Source organism: Vibrio sp. FF266 (assembly GCF_041439695.1).
In the GTDB taxonomy this organism is placed as follows: domain Bacteria; phylum Pseudomonadota; class Gammaproteobacteria; order Enterobacterales; family Vibrionaceae; genus Vibrio; species Vibrio tasmaniensis_A.
Genome location: NZ_JBGOOO010000003.1, coordinates 21,253 through 37,800 on the forward strand (window position 1 = coordinate 21,253; position 16,548 = coordinate 37,800).

Genomic DNA, 16,548 nt, shown 5'->3' on the forward strand with positions numbered 1-16,548 from the left:
CTCCTTTAATGGCCAAAGGTGAGGTTCGATAGGGTAGCGTCACTTGCCGATTGGCTAAGGAGCTTTCGTTTGCGTTTTAAGCGCTCAGTGAGGGCTAAGTACGCGTTCAATTTTGTTTTGTGACGGTCTCGAATGGTTTGTAAGTAATCCCTTGCACTGTTGATGCCTTCGAGAGTGCGATTGACGTCGGTTGGGTTAACCGAAGCGAGGTTGGTCATGGATTGATTGACGATCATCAGCATGTTGTTGAGATAGGCATGCAAGAGATCGGCGGCAATATTTTGAGCGTATAAATGGCTTTCTGGTTGTAGGTTGAGGTGCGCATCATCAATGAGCATTGCTAAGATAGGAATGTCACTGAGTTCAACAAAGCTCTTCTCTGAGTCGGTGATAGGTTGGTCAGATTGTAAGTGGGCATAGAGCGTATCGACGGTGTGGCGCACTTTGGCGTTAAAGGCTTGGCTTTCATTTAGGCTGATGGCGCTTAGGCTCATCGAAAGGCAGGTCTCGGTGTTGTCGCATCGATACACCTCCAAATCCCCTCCGGTCAAAAGGGCGTTAATGGCGGTGTCGTTACCCACTAACATGGCCGGAATGTAGCTTGGCGTCCCCTGCGCGTCGTAAATGACGGTGCCAGTGAGGCTTACGATAAACTCGGCGACCTCTTGATTGTCTTGAAGGTAAGCGCTTTTCATGAGCGCATCCCACACCACATTTAAGTTCACTTTCACTGCGTGCGCCGTGGCGTCATCGGTGTTGCTAGCCAGTGTGCTCTGGTTGGTACGGACGTTGCGACATTCGTGTTGCGCTTCTAACCAATCAGCGAAAGCGTTGCTTTGCGTGCCTAGGGTGGCGCAGGCATGTCGCTTGGCTTCCCCATCGGTAAAGGCCGCTAAACCAGAGACCGCCGATTGCGCTACTTGGCAAGAGTTCATCGAGGTGGTGAGGAACTGATCAGCAATGGCTTGCAGTTTGTCCCGATTCTCTTTGATGCTCGGCGCCCAAGTTTGCAGCGCTAAATCCACCGCGAAGGGCACGGCGTTGGCAATGACGGCTTTACCAAAAGCCACCAGTTGGTCAGAGTTAATATGAGAAAAGCCGCCCATAAAGGCGTCAATGCCACCGCACCCTGCGCTGACAGAAGGCAAGGTGATGGCGGCCAGTTGAATGTTTTTGATGTTGGTGCGAGCAAACAAACTGCCCGCATTATAGTAGGTGGCGGATTGACCCTGATAGGCACTTGGGTTCGTGATGTTGCTGTTAAAACTGCTGTCATCCCAAAAGCTGTTCATGGCGTCGCCCAAGCCGCCGGCATGAAGTGAACATGAAAGACTCATTAAGAGAGTCAGGAGGGTAGGTCGCGTCATTGTAAACTCTCCATGATGGCCACATCGGCGCGCAAGGCTTGGTAGCTCTTAAGCAGCTCAGTGTATGGAACATTGCCTTCACTCAAACGCACGTACTTACCATTGCTGACGTTGATTAAGAACGTGGCGGGCGTAATGGCGTTTTTGAGATCCCCAAAAAACGCAGCGGTGATGTCAGAGTTGGTCGGTATAGGCGTCGCGTAACCGGGGATGGGTTGTCCGTCAAAGGAGAAATCGTACACAGGTAGTTGAGTAGTTTGCTCTAGCCGCTTCATGGTTGGGGCAAAGTGGTGACACTCAGCGCACTGACTAAAATGGAAGAACACCAAGGCGTATTGGCCTGTCATCGCATGAGGGGGTTGCGCTTGAGTGAGGGAGGTTGAGGCGAGCGTCATCAGCGTACTCAACAATAACGTGCGGATAAAAGCGTTCATCGGGGCGTCCTTAAGTTAAAAGTCGCTGTCTTGGTAATTGGTCGCGACGTTGTGAAAGCGAGAGAGCAAGTCTTTTTGTGAAATGAAGCCGTAGGCGAGGGGCTTGAGTGCTTTGGTGTGGATATTGGCCAGCATTAAAGCCGGTGTGTAGCGCACCTGTACACGCCCTGTCTTATCAATACGGTTTTCATTAATCGTCTCAAAGGTCTGACCGTCTTTGCTGATCCCGACCAGTTCGATGTGGTACCGGTGGGCAAAGTCTTGGATTGAGGGTGCTAGGGTTTGAGATAAGGCGTCTTGCCCTTCGTAGATGAAGTAGAGGCCCCAACCTTCTTGTACCAATTGACGCACAGTGGCTTCGTTTTTGAGTTGGATACCTTGATAGTACGTCGCTCTTGCGGCTTGCTCTGTGGGGCGGTCTTTGGTGTACGAGTATTCGGGGTGTTCGTTGATGAGCTTTTTGAAGGTCATGCCCGTTTGCGTGGTCTTGCCATCGATGAATTTTTTCAGCTTCATCAATTTTAGATTTTTCTCTTCATCGGTTGGGTTAATGGTGGCATCGTTTAACGCTTCATCAAACGCGCGGTGGAACCATTGCATCTGCTCGGTGGCGCTCATCACGGTAGAGACGCTGTTGGGGGGGAGGCTCTCCTCCTCTTTGGGAGGGACTTTGGGCGCTTTGGTCTCGTTATACCAGCGCCACCCCTTGGGGGGCTCATCGGCGATACTGTGAAAGGCCAATAAAGCCAACAACATTAACGGTAGGGGTTTGATTGTTAATCGGTTAATTGAGTTGTTCACCGTTTTTGTGGATAAGTCCTTCATGGTGTGACCTCATTATTGCCAGAAACTCAGCATCTTGTGGGTGCGCGTGTGAAATAACGTCCAAAGTGCTTCATCAATGCCACGCTGTTGTTGGTGCCTCATCATTTCTTGCTTGAGCTGATGGAGTTTTCGTTTGAACAGAAGATGCCGAATAAGGGTGATGGCAAACCCGGTTGTCGACAGGGTGGCCACAAGTAAAGGGAGTAGGGGATCCATATCATGTCCTCATCATTGATTAAGTTAATGGCGATAAGCGCTGTGTAATCGCTCTTGGATTTCTGTGGCCGAAGGCAGGTTGGTGTTGCCGTGCATGTCGTCGTAGAAGTCCGAAAAGTCGAGGCGTTCAAAATCTATGTCTTGAAGCTGCTCGGGGGTAAGGGCGCCGCAAATGGGGTGTTTGGCGGTTCCCAGACTGATGCCAAGTTGACCTTTCGAGCCTTGCTCTTGGATGATGCGCGCCAATTTGCTATCAAAGACGCAGTAGGTCTTCTTTTCCCGGATACACGCGCCTAAGACCTTTTCTGCGCAATAACGGCCAAGGGCTATCGTAATGCCTTGCTCTTTGGCTTGACCGAGCGCTTTCTCTTCATCATTGCATTGGGCTATGCCAATACTCGTGCCCCAACCGCCGTCTTTACAGCAGTCGGCAAAACCAAAAGCGGCGTCTGTGCACTTCATGCCTTTGCCTGTAAATATCTTCGGTGGGTTACCCATACCGTCAGCGGCTTCTGCGAGCGCGGCTAAGGCTGAGGTGCTTTCATTAAAGCGGTTTGAAGTGGTCGCCATGGCTTCAAAGCAATCGCCATCCAGACAAAAGCTCTCTTCTCCACAGATTAATTGGGTGGCACTGCAGCGCCGCTGTGGGCAGGATTTATTGACTTTCTCCTCAATGCACACACCGTTTTGCTGGAGGCTGCAATGGGTTGACGTCGTGGTGCAATCGGCGGGCAGGACGTTGCACGTATTGGGTCGAGTGCATTGGTGCTCAACCCGATACTTCCAGCAATCAAGCGTGGTCGGTATGCCATTAATGATGCGGGTGGCTCGACCTTCAATGCATTGCTGGCGAGTGATCTTGCATGAGTTCATCAGGTTGCATTCTGTTCGCCAAGTAATGTTGTTCTTGATGCAGTTCCCTCCGGATAAGGAGAATCCGTTTGAGCAGCTCAAGGTGACTTTTTTCGTTTGTGTGGTGGGGCGACAAATCTGGTAGCGTTTATACCAGGATTCGTTACTTTTCCAGACAATGTGGTCGGTCTGTTTTAAATCGCCAAGCGTGTAGCCTTGGTTGGGAGAGACAACCTTCCCATCCCAGAAATACGTGGTATCTGACCCTGTAAACCCTCTTGTTCCCCCCGTTTGCCTCACGTAATTGTGATTATCGTGTCGGCATTGTGAGAGAGGGCGTTGGCAATTATCCCCTTGCTTTGTCCAGCCGGATGGGCAGCGGTAGATCACTTCACTAAGGCTCACGGAGGCGACGGGGACTTTGTCACACGGGACCGGGTTGTGAGTTGGTCGGTAGCATTGCTTTGCGATGTTATCAATGACGCATTGCGTGGCGTTGTCACAATCCACGTACTGATTAGACTGACCATGACTGATTTCATAGGCGTTCTCAATGCCAAGGGTGGCGAATCGATACGTATCATCGTTTGGGTCAATGGTGACACTATTATTGTCAAACCCCTCTTGTATCGCTTGAGCGTGTTCGTTGTTGCCAAACTCCGACGTGGATTGGTTTGTGATTTGTGCATCAGTCATCCCGGCTTCATCAGGCTGTCGGATTTTGCTTTCACACCCTGGATTATTGTCGCTGCAGAAGTCTGACAGGTTAAGCGTCATTTCTGAGTCATTGTAAGCCTCGTTCGGGGTGTTTTTCGCCCACTCCACGTTGTCGTAGAATGTGTTTTCTTGAGGGGCGGCAAGGGTATGAAGGGAGAGTAAGAGAGCAGCGCTGAAAGAGAGAAAAACAAAAAGTAGTGAAAAGGGCGAATTCAAGGGGAACTCCTATTGAGCACTTGTTTGGCGATGTGTCCTACATCGCCTTGGCTTAAAATCGTTAATGCGTTAGGAAGGGAGAGGTTGCCGTGAACCATGTCGTAATCACTTTGCGGGCAAGACGCTTCATTGCACGCTTCTCCAATGGCCACAAACACGGGGACGTGGGTGATGTTAAATTGACGAAACCACTGTGGACTGATGGCAAAACCGCTATCAATGGCCATTTCTTCGTCGTCCGCTTCTAACAAACTCAGTATTCGAGAGGCTGTCGGTACCATGCCTTCTGGCAGTACCCCACGTATCACGAGAGGAACCTGATATTGCTGACTTTGTTTGAGTAGCTGTCTAAGCGCGTTATCTGGCATGGAAAGCGACACAAACACCATCACACCTTGCGCCTTTTTGTTTGGATTTTCCTGAGGCACCCCAAGAACACTCGCCAGTGGCGAGTCTTGCAACACGTTATCGAGGTGTTGATTCATCGACAACGCTTCTTGCTTATGTTGCTGACCTCGTTCAAGAAAGGTGGTCAGTTCACTGTGATTGGTTGGCGCTGCAATGGTCTGCTCTTGCTTGGCAAGCGCTTTGAGCTCTTCTTGAGAGTAACCCTTCTCGGCTAGTGAGAGAGGGCTAACCAGCAGAATAAGTAACAGCCATGAGGCTCTGGGCTAAATGACATCGTCTCATTTCCTTATAAAAATACGCAATTACGTTTTCGCCAGTTCACAAAACCAAAGTTACCGCCGGTGGTTGGGTTGTCTTTACCTTGCTCCCAAAGTGACGAGGTGGTGCCATAGGGATAACAATGAGCGGCATCACCAATCGGTGCCGACAATTGATAGCGATAGCGACTTTTCGGCAAGATAGGCTCTGGCCATTGGTAACAGATTGCGCCATCTTCGCCCCGGGTTTCCCACACAATGCCTTGCCTGTGCATTTTAAAATTAAAACGCTCTAACATCAGTGTGCCAACTTGAGGGCCGGTATGAGAGTAAGCGCTATTACCGGTTAATGGGTAGACGCTGCCTTGTGAGCCTAAACACCAAAAAAGCGCATCAAAAGGCAAAACGCGCCCGGTGGTGGTCGCCATGGCTTCGGTGATGCAAGAGAGCTGCGTGATGGGGTGGCCAAACAAAATGGCTTCGGGGTTAAGAATGAACGACATCTCATCATCATCCCAAAACGGGTCAAGCTCGGTGAGGTAGGCCACATCGAAATTATCCGTGGCCATGCAGGCGGCCGACTGCATCAGTTGTAGCCAGTAAATCACCGGATATTTGTACCAATGCACGTGATAAAAAGCATTGCCGCTGGTTTTGCTGCTTGAGTCGTGCTGCGAGCCTCCTATTTGTTGGCTATTGTCATTACTCAACTGCATCCCCATGTTGACCATGCAATAAGGGACTCGCGTCACGTCCACCAAGGAATACGGCTCCCAATACCCAATGTTTAAGCCAATTTGCATAAAAATGGGCGGGGGTTTAGGACAATAGGAGATCGGCATGCTTGGGTTGGCGGTGTCAGGGTATGTCGAGCTAATGAGAGGCACACTGCCCAGTGTCATAGGAAATAGGCAGTCCCAACAAATATCAGACAATGGATTTAAGAAATGCCCCGTACAAGCGGCGGATTGAGCTTGGGTTTGCCAAGGAAATAGGAACAAACCAAGCAGTAATAACCCATGGGATCTCAAGGTCTTTCTCCTTATTTTGTGTTCGTCGCACTCTTGTTTATGGTGGTGAACGGCGTCACATCGATCTCTGTGATCTTCCACCGCGCTCCGTCTTGTTCAATCAGAGCGGGAATGTGTGAGAGTTGAAATTGACGGCTGTAGTGACCTTGTTGGTCAAAATAAATTCGGGCGTCAAACTCCGTGGCGACGTTTTCTGGACTGCCGTTGGTGAGGGTCCATTTTATCGGCTTATCTGCGCGGTATTGTTTAGCCCAAGCGCGCTGGCTTGGGTCGTCACCATCAAGAAAGACAATCACATACGAGTAATCGAATGATTGTTTGGGAATGTCGACTGGCCAAGTGTCGGTATCAAAAGGGTTGATGACGAGGCCTTTAGCATAAAGGAGGTTACCTTGTGCATCTTTGATATCGGTGGCCAGCTTTAATGATGGGTCGATGTAAAAGGTGTTGGGCGCGGTGGTGGCGGTCAACCCTTTAACGGGAGGGGGTCTTCGCACGTTATTTTCTACGTTCTCCACAAACTGCTGTTGCATCTTTGCGGTTTCTCCCGTGGCTTCTAAGTGTGTCAATCTGCTGTTAATCCATTGCAACATGTCTACCTCTGCAATAGGGAAAAGTTCGCCTTGACGCCCAAATTGTTGACTAAGAGCGGTGGGGGCGATGGCAAGTAAAGTGAGACCGAGCACCTTTGAGAGTGCTGTTGGTTTGATGAATGAATGCCCGTGAACAATCATAAGATCATGACTCCTTTTTAAGCGCCTCAATAACGTAATGTTGGATCTCGGTGGTTCTATCCGGTGCGCCGCTGATGAGCGCGCCTGGCACGATAATCACGAGATGGTGCGCTTGCGCGTATTCTTTCAAGAGCCGCCTGAGTTCCGTATCAAAGGTCGCCAATTGCGCGCTGTGCTCCTGATCGCTGAGGTTGGCTTCAATGAGTTGGTCTTGATATTGCGCTAACGTTTGTTCGATATCGAAGACCACGATTTGAGGGGCGGTGTTGAGCTTGACGGCCATCAGCGTGAACATCATCAACACTATGGCAAACAGGGCACCGACAAGACGTGTGTGACGGATGGATTTCATTTGGCCTCCTTACCATAGATGAGGGTGTTGAAGATCTCAATTTCTGGTCCGTAAAAATGCTCTGCGGTTTGATTGACCGCATCCATGAGTGGGACGCCTTGGTTCATCAAGGTTTCACAGTACTCAAACTCATGCGGCTCTGTCGAAAGGCACGCACGAGTAAAAGGATCGGCAAACAAGCGATGAAAGGTCGTTACATCACCGGTTTTTAGCATGACAGAGCTGTAACCGGCGATGGAGGACTTTTCAAAACTCTTGATGACAAATTGCTCATAGGGTGAAAAGTGTGAAGGATTGTCTTTGATGAATTTCGCCAATCCACTGCCTTGACGCAGAGTGATGTGAATGTCGGAGTTATTGAACGCAGCGAGCGCTTCAGGTGTGCTGTAAAAATCCTCAATCCCTTGCGTCACGGTGCAAAACGAACCCCCAAATTTTCGGGCGGTGCGATAACCGGTATTGATGAATTCTTGTGCCTGTGCATTAGAGCCAGCCATCAGAGACCACGCCTCTTCAATGATGCACATCTTCGGCGTTGAACGAGAGCCTGAAAGGTACATCTGCTGAGTGATGCTCGACATCAGCGCAAAAATCACCGGTCGCATGATGTCCGAGGGAAATCCGTCGAGTTCAATGGTGGTAAAGTGGACATTGGGATCCAGCATGGACGGTTTATTGAAGGTGTCACCGTAGATCCCCTCTGAGCGGTATTTATTCAGTTGCATGGCGATATCAGAAAGGCGGCGATCACCGCCTTGTTTTTCGGCCGCCGCAAACAGCGCTTCTTGCACATGGTCAACCAACGTCTCGCTTTTGTGTGCCTGCCAAGCCGCAATGATGCAATCACCGAGGACCGATTTTTCAAAATCTCCCATTTCGTGTGTGGGGCAGGCCATGGTCGCAAAGAGTCCGGTGATGGTGTGCAGCGTTTCCTTGAGAGGGTTGACCTGTTCGCCTTTTTCATCGGTATAGTCATCCCCCATGGCAATGCGTTCCAGGTGAGTGAATGGATTGAGGTAAATCTTCTCAGCTGTCATGTAGCGGCCGCCAAGCATCAAGGTGAGCTTTTTAAAGCTCTTTCCTTTATCTAACGCCCAGATTTTACCGTTCATGGCAAAGAGGGTTTCGGCGAGCTTTTGCACAAAGAAGGATTTTCCTGCCCCGGAGCCTCCGGTCAGGGCGATGTTGTAGTTATCTGAGCCACAATTAAACGGATTAAACCAAAAGGCTTGTTGGCGCATGGTGGGAAGCATCATGCCGCCACTGAAATTCTTTACGTCCATCACAAGAGGCAAGAGGTTGGCCACATTGCCGGTTTTTACGGTTTGAATGCGTCCAGCACGGTCGCAATCGGCCCAAAACCCATCGGTCATCATGAACGGTAAGGTCGTCATGAGCGCTTGGCTTTGCAGCATCGAGACGGTTTGTAAATCAATCCCGCCAGAGCGAAAGGCGTTAATGGCCGTAGTGCGATGCAGTCGCTCGGATTTTTTGTTGGTAAATAACGTCAGCGTCAGGTGCATGTATGCCATGCTGTTGATGCCATCCGACATTTCATCTCGAATTTGCTCGCGTTCGCTCTGCTCTTTCTTCGCTTGAGGGAAGAAAAATGCCATCGGGGACTTGAGTGTTTTTTCCAGCTCTCCAATGCGTCCGCCATTTTTGGTCGCAAAACTGCCCGATTCTTGATGGCGAAAATTGAGGGTCATGAGGTGTGGACATTGCACATTTTTGGCCACGCTCTTTAAGGACGCAAAACAATCGGGCAAGGCGTAAAGGCGGAAAGTTCGAGGTGTACTGCGTAAACCCAATGAAATGATCCGCGAGGTCACCGTTTGATGTTGGCGGTTACTAAAGCGAACGTCGGTGTAATGTCGGCGAGTTAAAAACTCGGTATCAGGAGAGAGGACTTGTTTGTAGATCAACGCTTCTGGTGCGTAGTCAGATCCGCGAGGGGCGGTTTGTGTGGGGTCAAAATTGAGAATGCCTTCGACGTAGTTGATTAAGCCTTCGGGGGTAAGCGGCGTGAGCTCCAGTCCAATTTGGGATAAAGTCGTGGTGAGCGCCTCTTTGCAATCCAACACACTATCAACATCGTCCGTACTGGAGACAAACAACCACGCGCTGTAATCTTTGATGTCAAAGTAATGCTTCTGACGATGAAAAAAGCCGTGGTGAGCCGCAAAGTTGGCGTAATCGGCTTCTTGTTTTGCTAATTCACTGCAAATACCCGCACGAGCGGATTTCAAGGCGGTATTTTGCTCAATCAAATGACTCACGTGGTTGTGGCCCATCATGGAAAAATGGTAATCCCATTTATGGCCAGGCGGTAAATCCATGATGAGACGGTTAAATGCCTCCACCATGTCGTCATTCGCCCCCGTTAAGACGCTCAATTTGAATCCAAATCCTACGCCCTTTTTGTTATGAAAGAGGCTGTGCTGCGCATCAAAAGTGCGGTAAGGCAGTTCAGAATGAAGGTGGTTATATTCACGTTTGGCTTCTTGATAAAAACCCTTTAAATCTTTTGAGACGCCCATGGCGTTAATCCTTCTTGATAGCCTGAACAGGGCGACCTGTCCAGGTAGACTCGTCTAACACAATGTAAATATCCATTGTGTCGAGGTAAGTGGTGGTGTCATCCGAAGTAAAGGGAAAAATCACCACCTTCCTAACCGTGTCTTGGGTTCGAATAGGATGGCCTTCACGGGTGCGTCTTGGCAGTAAGGCAAAAGGGTGGGAAGCCAGGACGTTAGCCTCGGCGACTTGTTGTGTTGTTGGGTGTGTCGAGATGTTGCGAATGTCATCCATGCTGGCGCAGCCGGGTATACCGCCGATTTTTTGGCAACTAAATTCATCTTGAAAGCCCGCAGAGCAACCTGCTAGTAGGCTAATAAGCAGCGCTGTGAAAAGTTTGATAGTCATAAAAGCCGACCTTAATTTAATTGTTGGTTAACTTCTGCCGCGAGAGGGTTGAGTGTGATGGTTTCTAAAAGGGTGTCTGGTTTTGCTTGCTCTTGCTCTTTTGTCTGATGATCAACATAGCGTTTGATCGCTTCCTCATCATCCAGAGGGAACCCTTTCGTAAAGACGATATTCACGATGCCCCCTGGATTGATTTCGATGAAGGGGTGATATAACTCGGCTAAGGCAATGTAGTAATCCGAAAGCTTACTCCCCACGTCCGAGGTGGCATTGCCCAATAAACTTAATCCCACATCCTTGCTGTTGAGGCTCGACGTTGAGCCAAGCGCTGAGGTTGAGGTGGTGCTGGCCAAGCCCGCCCCGGTCTCACCCAGTCCGGTTAAGATGCCTGAGATCCCCGCCATTTGGACGATTTTGCCGTTACGTAAAATCGAGGTGCCACGGATGCCATTGCGCCCAAAGTTAAAGACGGTGCCTTGAACGGGGATATCTAAAATTCGACCGTCCCGAATGCAGCTGAGGGTATGAGTGCGCGCCACGCCGCGATTGGAAGAAAGGTCACCGTACACGCTCCCAATGATGGTGCAGTCTTTGAGGTGGCTCTTTTCTCCATTGGGCAACACGCCTTCATGCACGGTTTGAAACACGATGGGGGCGGTATCACTTTGGCCGAACGCCCCGGCATTGGCATCGGCGCCACCGGTGATTTTGGCGGTCACAAAGGTGCCCGACGGGACGTAATTGTCGACGGTTCGTTGGTACGCTGACTCTGAGGAGGCTGTCCAAAAAAAATCAAACGAGTCAAACGCTTGCCCTTGGTCATCAAACGAGGCCTTATCGGCTTTGCTGTATTGAAAGCTCTCTTTTTGCAGATCATTAGTGGCGTAAGAGGGCAAAGGTTTGGGAGGAAGTGGGCGCGAGCCAAACGGCGCAGGCTCTCCCATGACGGTGAGGTGACCGGCTTCCTTTGAGGGTAGCGATTGGGTTGATGGCAAGGCGATGGTGCGTTGCGCTTCTTGATGTTGGCGTAATTCCTCGCGTAAGATCTCGTTCTCTTTCTTCATTTGCGAAATCGTATTTTCGTTGCTCGTCATCAAACGATCGACGTCTCGATTGAGGTTTTCCATCTTCTCTTTGACGTCTTCAATGTCTTGACCTTGTAAGGTCAAGGCTGAGCGGTTGTCTTTGTCGGTAAAATCATCAGTAATGATTTCCCCAAAATTGGGGGCTGGCTCAACGACTTCTTTCGCAGTATCTAGCGAGATTCGAGGTTGTTTAAAGGCTTTAAACGCAAAAAAAACTGCGACTAAGAGCGCAACGGCTAACAGGCTGAGTATTTGGTTACGCTGCTTACTTTGGTCATTGGCGAGCACTCCATCCTCTAAGTCTGACTCTCTAAAAAGCCACTGTTTCAATCGTTTCATTCGCGACCTCCTGTGATGATGTACAGATGTGTAGATTCACCTGGGGGTAAGGTATAACGATCAAGTGAGGCGCTCCGACTGGCGTAACTGTAAAATTGCGCTTCGGTCAGAGTGACGGTGTCATTGGATTGGTTTTTAACTTGATAAATAAGCCCTGAGAAGGGGCGGCCTACAAAAAGGGTCTGCGGAATAATGGCCAGTGGCGACGTGTCTTTGGGGAGGGTTTCGGGGTCAATCGGATGGACACGAAACCCTGGGATAGGCGTCTTTGAACGCTGCCAATGTATCATTTGTTTGGTGAGTTGCCCCAAGGCCAAAGGGTATTCGAGATCTTTTTCAAAGACACTTTTCTCTGCAGTAGAGCGAAGCGGAATAAACTCATTCACCACCGCAGGGACGGCTTTAGGGTTGATAAAAAGCGAGAAATTTTGACCTTTCTCTGTGGTGACGTGCGCGGTAAAAGGCAAGGCGATGTTGAGTTTGACGGTAATAGAGCCCGATTGGTCTCGTTGATTGGCTTTAGCGAGACAAAACCCTCTAGGGCAATGAAGGTTTAATATCTTGTCGTCTTTCACTACTAAACGGTTGGTGTTGACCGAGGATAAGGGCAACACAATGGTATCATTTTGCTCAAAATAGTAGGTCTTTGCGTCAATCGTATGGGCGTGGCTCATGATGGGTAACAACAAACCAAAAAAAGCATAAATCAAGCGTATTTTCATAACGGTATCTCTTGGGCGATGGTGTGAAGTTCAATCAAGCCACTTGAGTAATCGGCTTGGAGTAGATAAGTCACGGGCTCAGGGTCAAGTGTGCGCCCCGCGATGGTTTTGTTGAGCGTGCCTTTGACCCGTATTTTCATTTCATTCAGGTTGATAGACAGCGTGTCAACTTCAAAAAAACTGGTGACGTCGTTCTCGATGATAAATTCGGCTTCTCGCATCAACTTGTCTTGTAAGCCGCTCCAGTATTTAGGCGGCACGTAGGTAATGAGTAAGTTGAATTGACGTTTAACGTTAGAGGGCGTGACATTAAATTTTAGGTGTATCCACCAATCGGCCATCATAGAAAGATACGCTTCATCAACCGCATCGCTTGAGATCGTAAACGCTCGGTCGATATGAGGTGGCACGAAGGTGCGCTTTTCCGCTTGGTTTTGGCTTAATAAAGCAAAACTCAACCCAGCGGTTCCTAAGGCGGTGATCAACACCACCGCGGTGAGGGCGTAATTGATAAAGCGAGCCGCTTTAAGCGCCTCGCCGTTATGTTCATTGAGCATCAGTAAATCCAATATTTTTTTGTGGCGGGGGGCGTGCGTTTAAAAATGGTTTTATTCGCTGTGTCATCCCCATACCAGTGGATGAAGTGAATGATGAATTTGGGGCCGTGTCGGACTTTTAAGCTGCGAATGGTGAGGAAAAATCCGATACACACGGCGACCGCGACCAACCGATTGATGTTGAACAACATCAAAAACAACAAGATAGAAGGGAGTATTTCATCGATTGGAAATCCGACTATTTTGACGTCGGTTTGTAAGTAGTTTGGAAAAGCGAAGAGGGTTTGTTTGTCTTGATGATCCATGGTGAAATAGGGCGAATAGTTTCGCGCTCTCCTTATGTGGTTTATAAGCCTACAAACCCTTTACCAACTTCCCAGAACACCACGCCAACGAAAAAGCCGATGATGCCACCCACCCAGTTCTTTTGCATGATGCCCACGATGATGCCGCCAATTAGGCCTGCCACTAAAATGTAGAACTCGCCAGAAGACCCCGTTCCGACCGTGTTGGTTACGGTATCTTTACCACTGGCAAAGAGGTCATTGGCGTAAGCGGGTGACGCACAAGCAAAGTAGACGGCCATAAGCGTGCAGACGTAACGCCAATACGTAAGAGGGCAGTGAAAGCGTGATGTTTTATTTTTCATTTGGTTACCTTTAAATGTAGATAAAAGAGGCACGACATCGCACCGCCATTATCAAAAGGGGTGTCGTGCATCTGGTGGGTTGAAAAATGGACGTTGTTCGTTCGTCAGACTTTTGGGCAGGCTTTAAACCGCATGAGTTAAGATGTTGCCGTTGAGTCCCATGCGCTTCTTGATTACATTAAAGGCAACAAGGAAGCGTTTACATACTTCAAACCGCGATTGCGACTGACGTGTTGTTTCCAATTTTGAGGGGTCATTATCGTGTTCTTGAGTTTACGATAATGTTTTTTGCGAGCATTTTTTGATGGTGGTGGCGTGAGTTGACGGACTGATTGGGTGTGTTTTTGAACCGAAACGAAATGAACACCCTTCCAATAGAAAGGAAAGGGGAGGCGGTCAGTAAAAGGCAACAAAGCAGCAAATGCCATGTATTCACGCCCGACTGAGCCCAGTTCTTTGAAGCTGACAAAATCCCCTTGTTTAACAAAGCGGTCCAATAAATTCCCCGCCTCATCTTCACGACAATATCCGTATACAATTTGCATTATTCAAACTCCTTTTAAGGACATTGTTTTGCTCTTTTAAAAGAACAAAACAATGGGCTCTCTCTCAAGAGCCGTGCTACAAACTGGCTTGTGCATTCTTGTAGTAGAATGCGCACACCCAAAGGATGTGGTGTCTGGTATTCCCAAGTAACTCTGTTGAACCACTCAACCAGCGTGCTTAATTGAGTAGAAAAACAGCCTTGGACGTCGCCCCAGGTAAGGCTCCTGAACTTTTTAGGCATATTACGCAGGCCTGCGCCCATCTGCGGCGCTTTTTGCAATAGTGAAGGCAGCCACTCTTACGGTGATACGGGTGTTGGTATGCAGATGGAATAAAAAGCCGACGAATGTGTTTTTCGACTTTGATCTCAAAGACTGCGATATCAACGTAGTCAGTATGAATCAACATCAATGGGGATGACAATGTTTGAAAGCATCAGCAACGCACAAGGGACTTGGTTTTCGACCTATCGTGAAAGAACGGGCCAAAAGGGTTTTCTGACGTACATGTTCTGATGTGTAAGGCGGGAACGGTTCGTTATCCCACAAGGGGAACTTGGTGGACCACTTTAAGTAAGTGATGCCACAAATGAGCAAAGAGTGTGGTTATCTTCTTTACTCCCGACGAGTTCGTTTTATGGACTCAGTTAGGCTAAACCACGAGTATTAGCAAGAGCATCTTTTCGTTGTTGACTAAGGTAAGCTCCGTGATGTTTTTAGCTGAGCGCCTCACTAACCCGCTCGTGAGTATAACCATAATCTAAAGCCCAGCGATGGAGATCTTCAATCGACATAGGTTTAGCGTAATAGTAACCTTGATGTTGAAAGACGCCTCTTAATAAAAGCCCGTTAGCTTCAAGCTTATTTTCAACCCCTTCCGCTACTAGATTCATTTCTAACTGCTTAGCCATTTTAATATACCCATCTAGAACAGCGGATTTTCCTTCATCAATGGAGCGTGTAAACATTTTGTCTATTTTGATAGTGTCAATATCGAAATAATGCAAATAGGAGTTTCCGCCATAACCGGTACCTGCATCATCAAGGCTTATTTTAAGTCCTAATGTTTTGAGTAAGGCGAGGCGCTGACTGGCAAACGCCAAATTTTCAATCGGTTGGCGTTCTGTCAATTCAAGCGTCAGTTTTGAGTAGTCATGCTGAAACCGCTTTAAATAGTGGTAAAAATCGTCATTTTGTAGGTGCAGAGGAGTGATGTTGACACTGCAATAAAACTCAGCGTTTTGACTCATCAAAGACGATAAGTCGCGGTAAATGGTTGTAATGAGATTTTCTGTTGTTGGAATGATATCCCCACTTTGCTCTAGATAATGGATGAACTTGCTTGGTTCTATGACGCGGCCATCAGAGGGAAGCCATCGGAGTAAAGCTTCGACACCGAGCATTTTACCTGTTTGTGCGTCTACAATGGGTTGATAATAGGGGAAAAACTGGGCGTCTCGAACCGCTTTTTGAAGAGCAATTTCTTTTTTTGCATGCCAATAGGAAACACATAACCAAAGAATGGTGAGTGAAATCATAAAGAGTAAAGTGGTGACCGGCCACAAGTTTTGCTTAAACTTCGAAAGCACTCGTGAGGCAGAGACGGAGGATTCAAAGGTAAGAGGAAGATAGTTTGAAGCAACTGAGTTCGAGTACAGGCGATCAGCATTGGGCAAACTGCCTATTTCAAGGATAGTGTAATTTTCTTTTGGTAAAGATAAACGAATAGAGCGTTGATGGTCTAAATCATTTTCAAGAAAAAGGTATTCCGTGCGTAATGGAAAGAGGAAGCCATATTGTCCATTCGAACCGTATAAATAGGGGGGATGTTTTGGGGTTGTGGAGAGAGAATAAATCGCTAAACGCCACATTTCCCCTTTTAATTGTGTACTGAGTAAGTTCTTAAAATTACGTTGTTCAAATTGCTCAACGCCGAAAGGAGAGCAATAGGTATAAGGTTTCTGCTTATCAAGATTAACGATGGGTATCGACATAAGTAGATGCGACACATAAAGCTTCTCTAACTGCTCTATTGTGTCAGTGGAGCATTCACCGCTAGCGACGCTGGCTTCAGAAAGAGTGGGTTTTTCAAGCCCATATTTAATCGCAACAGAAACGATTTGATCGAGGTAGTCGACGTCATGCTTAATTTCATTATGAACTTGATAAAGACTGGTTGCTAATGAAGCCAATAAGCTAAACAACAGGGCCAATAACATAACACCAGTCTTATAGACCCATTGAGGGTGGGGACTGAATAAGCGGTCTAACCAAGGGTGTCTGGAGCGCATACTTAACTCTTTATAATTATAAATCC

At 48.3% G+C, this 16,548-nt stretch carries 18 protein-coding genes; all 18 read right to left on the reverse strand.

Annotated features, from left to right (window positions below; all coding sequences use genetic code 11):
- Positions 1-5: 5 nt before the first annotated feature.
- The 18 genes from ACED59_RS03475 to ACED59_RS03560 all read right to left on the reverse strand — a co-directional run bounded on the left by ACED59_RS03475 (position 6) and on the right by ACED59_RS03560 (position 16,522).
- On the reverse strand, positions 6-1,367 hold the full coding sequence (locus ACED59_RS03475) for a conjugal transfer protein TraH (protein WP_102257493.1): 1,362 nt from the start codon (positions 1,365-1,367) through the stop codon (positions 6-8).
- A complete protein-coding gene (gene traF, locus ACED59_RS03480) occupies positions 1,364-1,801 on the reverse strand; it encodes a conjugal transfer protein TraF (protein ID WP_016799993.1) in 438 nt (145 codons plus the stop codon). The genes ACED59_RS03475 and traF (ACED59_RS03480) overlap by 4 nt, the downstream gene beginning before the upstream one ends.
- Positions 1,802-1,816: 15 nt before the next feature.
- Complete coding sequence (gene traF, locus ACED59_RS03485; protein WP_170962716.1) at positions 1,817-2,626, reverse strand: type-F conjugative transfer system pilin assembly protein TraF; 810 nt, start codon at positions 2,624-2,626, stop codon at positions 1,817-1,819.
- Between the two features lie 12 nt (positions 2,627-2,638).
- Positions 2,639-2,842: a hypothetical protein gene (locus tag ACED59_RS03490; RefSeq protein WP_016799995.1), complete on the reverse strand. Its 204-nt coding sequence runs from the start codon at positions 2,840-2,842 to the stop codon at positions 2,639-2,641.
- A gap of 24 nt (positions 2,843-2,866) precedes the next feature.
- On the reverse strand, positions 2,867-4,627 hold the full coding sequence (gene traN / locus ACED59_RS03495; RefSeq protein WP_017082647.1) for a type-F conjugative transfer system mating-pair stabilization protein TraN: 1,761 nt from the start codon (positions 4,625-4,627) through the stop codon (positions 2,867-2,869).
- On the reverse strand, positions 4,624-5,112 hold the full coding sequence (gene trbC / locus ACED59_RS03500; protein WP_371705116.1) for a type-F conjugative transfer system pilin assembly protein TrbC: 489 nt from the start codon (positions 5,110-5,112) through the stop codon (positions 4,624-4,626). Before trbC ends, traN begins: the two co-directional genes overlap by 4 nt.
- A gap of 209 nt (positions 5,113-5,321) precedes the next feature.
- Entirely contained in the window at positions 5,322-6,323 is a 1,002-nt protein-coding gene (gene traU, locus ACED59_RS03505; RefSeq protein ID WP_220503519.1) for a conjugal transfer pilus assembly protein TraU, read from the reverse strand.
- A gap of 11 nt (positions 6,324-6,334) precedes the next feature.
- Positions 6,335-7,057 (reverse strand): type-F conjugative transfer system protein TraW, encoded by a 723-nt coding sequence (gene traW / locus ACED59_RS03510; protein ID WP_017061842.1) that lies wholly within the window; start codon positions 7,055-7,057, stop codon positions 6,335-6,337.
- A gap of 4 nt (positions 7,058-7,061) precedes the next feature.
- Positions 7,062-7,409: a TrbI F-type domain-containing protein gene (locus tag ACED59_RS03515; protein WP_016800271.1), complete on the reverse strand. Its 348-nt coding sequence runs from the start codon at positions 7,407-7,409 to the stop codon at positions 7,062-7,064.
- A complete protein-coding gene (gene traC, locus ACED59_RS03520) occupies positions 7,406-9,949 on the reverse strand; it encodes a type IV secretion system protein TraC (RefSeq protein WP_016800272.1) in 2,544 nt (847 codons plus the stop codon). The genes ACED59_RS03515 and traC overlap by 4 nt, the downstream gene beginning before the upstream one ends.
- Before the next feature lie 4 nt (positions 9,950-9,953).
- Positions 9,954-10,334 carry a type IV conjugative transfer system lipoprotein TraV gene (gene traV, locus ACED59_RS03525; RefSeq protein ID WP_016800273.1) on the reverse strand — a complete coding sequence of 127 codons (381 nt, stop codon included), beginning with the start codon at positions 10,332-10,334 and terminating at the stop codon, positions 9,954-9,956.
- 11 nt (positions 10,335-10,345) lie between these two features.
- Positions 10,346-11,758, reverse strand: a complete 1,413-nt coding sequence (locus ACED59_RS03530) for a TraB/VirB10 family protein (protein WP_017102846.1) — start codon at positions 11,756-11,758, stop codon at positions 10,346-10,348.
- Positions 11,755-12,480 (reverse strand): type-F conjugative transfer system secretin TraK, encoded by a 726-nt coding sequence (traK, locus tag ACED59_RS03535; protein ID WP_016800276.1) that lies wholly within the window; start codon positions 12,478-12,480, stop codon positions 11,755-11,757. Before traK ends, ACED59_RS03530 begins: the two co-directional genes overlap by 4 nt.
- Positions 12,477-13,037 (reverse strand): type IV conjugative transfer system protein TraE, encoded by a 561-nt coding sequence (gene traE / locus ACED59_RS03540; RefSeq protein ID WP_371705117.1) that lies wholly within the window; start codon positions 13,035-13,037, stop codon positions 12,477-12,479. Before traE ends, traK begins: the two co-directional genes overlap by 4 nt.
- Positions 13,037-13,342, reverse strand: a complete 306-nt coding sequence (gene traL, locus ACED59_RS03545) for a type IV conjugative transfer system protein TraL (RefSeq protein WP_016800278.1) — start codon at positions 13,340-13,342, stop codon at positions 13,037-13,039. The genes traE and traL overlap by 1 nt, the downstream gene beginning before the upstream one ends.
- A 41-nt stretch (positions 13,343-13,383) precedes the next feature.
- The gene (locus tag ACED59_RS03550) at positions 13,384-13,686 is read right to left on the reverse strand and encodes a type IV conjugative transfer system pilin TraA (RefSeq protein WP_102258054.1); all 303 of its coding nucleotides are present in this window, start codon (positions 13,684-13,686) and stop codon (positions 13,384-13,386) included.
- 173 nt (positions 13,687-13,859) lie between these two features.
- Positions 13,860-14,231: a hypothetical protein gene (locus tag ACED59_RS03555; RefSeq protein ID WP_102258053.1), complete on the reverse strand. Its 372-nt coding sequence runs from the start codon at positions 14,229-14,231 to the stop codon at positions 13,860-13,862.
- Between the two features lie 716 nt (positions 14,232-14,947).
- Positions 14,948-16,522, reverse strand: coding sequence for an EAL domain-containing protein (locus ACED59_RS03560; protein WP_017061839.1), 1,575 nt, complete (start codon positions 16,520-16,522; stop codon positions 14,948-14,950).
- Positions 16,523-16,548 lie beyond the last annotated feature (26 nt).

Bases quoted from the DNA above. Each gene is read 5' to 3' on its own strand.
- traF (WP_170962716.1), bottom strand. From the start codon at position 2,626: ATGAAGGACTTATCCACAAAAACGGTGAACAACTCAATTAACCGATTA.
- ACED59_RS03555 (WP_102258053.1), bottom strand. From the start codon at position 14,231: ATGCAAATTGTATACGGATATTGTCGTGAAGATGAGGCGGGGAATTTA.
- ACED59_RS03490 (WP_016799995.1), bottom strand. From the start codon at position 2,842: ATGGATCCCCTACTCCCTTTACTTGTGGCCACCCTGTCGACAACCGGG.
- trbC (WP_371705116.1), bottom strand. From the start codon at position 5,112: ATGAATCAACACCTCGATAACGTGTTGCAAGACTCGCCACTGGCGAGT.
- traL (WP_016800278.1), bottom strand. From the start codon at position 13,342: ATGGATCATCAAGACAAACAAACCCTCTTCGCTTTTCCAAACTACTTA.
- ACED59_RS03530 (WP_017102846.1), bottom strand. From the start codon at position 11,758: ATGAAACGATTGAAACAGTGGCTTTTTAGAGAGTCAGACTTAGAGGAT.
- ACED59_RS03515 (WP_016800271.1), bottom strand. From the start codon at position 7,409: ATGAAATCCATCCGTCACACACGTCTTGTCGGTGCCCTGTTTGCCATA.
- ACED59_RS03475 (WP_102257493.1), bottom strand. From the start codon at position 1,367: ATGACGCGACCTACCCTCCTGACTCTCTTAATGAGTCTTTCATGTTCA.
- traE (WP_371705117.1), bottom strand. From the start codon at position 13,037: ATGCTCAATGAACATAACGGCGAGGCGCTTAAAGCGGCTCGCTTTATC.
- traF (WP_016799993.1), bottom strand. From the start codon at position 1,801: ATGAACGCTTTTATCCGCACGTTATTGTTGAGTACGCTGATGACGCTC.
- traK (WP_016800276.1), bottom strand. From the start codon at position 12,480: ATGAAAATACGCTTGATTTATGCTTTTTTTGGTTTGTTGTTACCCATC.
- traV (WP_016800273.1), bottom strand. From the start codon at position 10,334: ATGACTATCAAACTTTTCACAGCGCTGCTTATTAGCCTACTAGCAGGT.
- ACED59_RS03560 (WP_017061839.1), bottom strand. From the start codon at position 16,522: ATGCGCTCCAGACACCCTTGGTTAGACCGCTTATTCAGTCCCCACCCT.
- traW (WP_017061842.1), bottom strand. From the start codon at position 7,057: ATGATTGTTCACGGGCATTCATTCATCAAACCAACAGCACTCTCAAAG.
- ACED59_RS03550 (WP_102258054.1), bottom strand. From the start codon at position 13,686: ATGAAAAATAAAACATCACGCTTTCACTGCCCTCTTACGTATTGGCGT.
- traC (WP_016800272.1), bottom strand. From the start codon at position 9,949: ATGGGCGTCTCAAAAGATTTAAAGGGTTTTTATCAAGAAGCCAAACGT.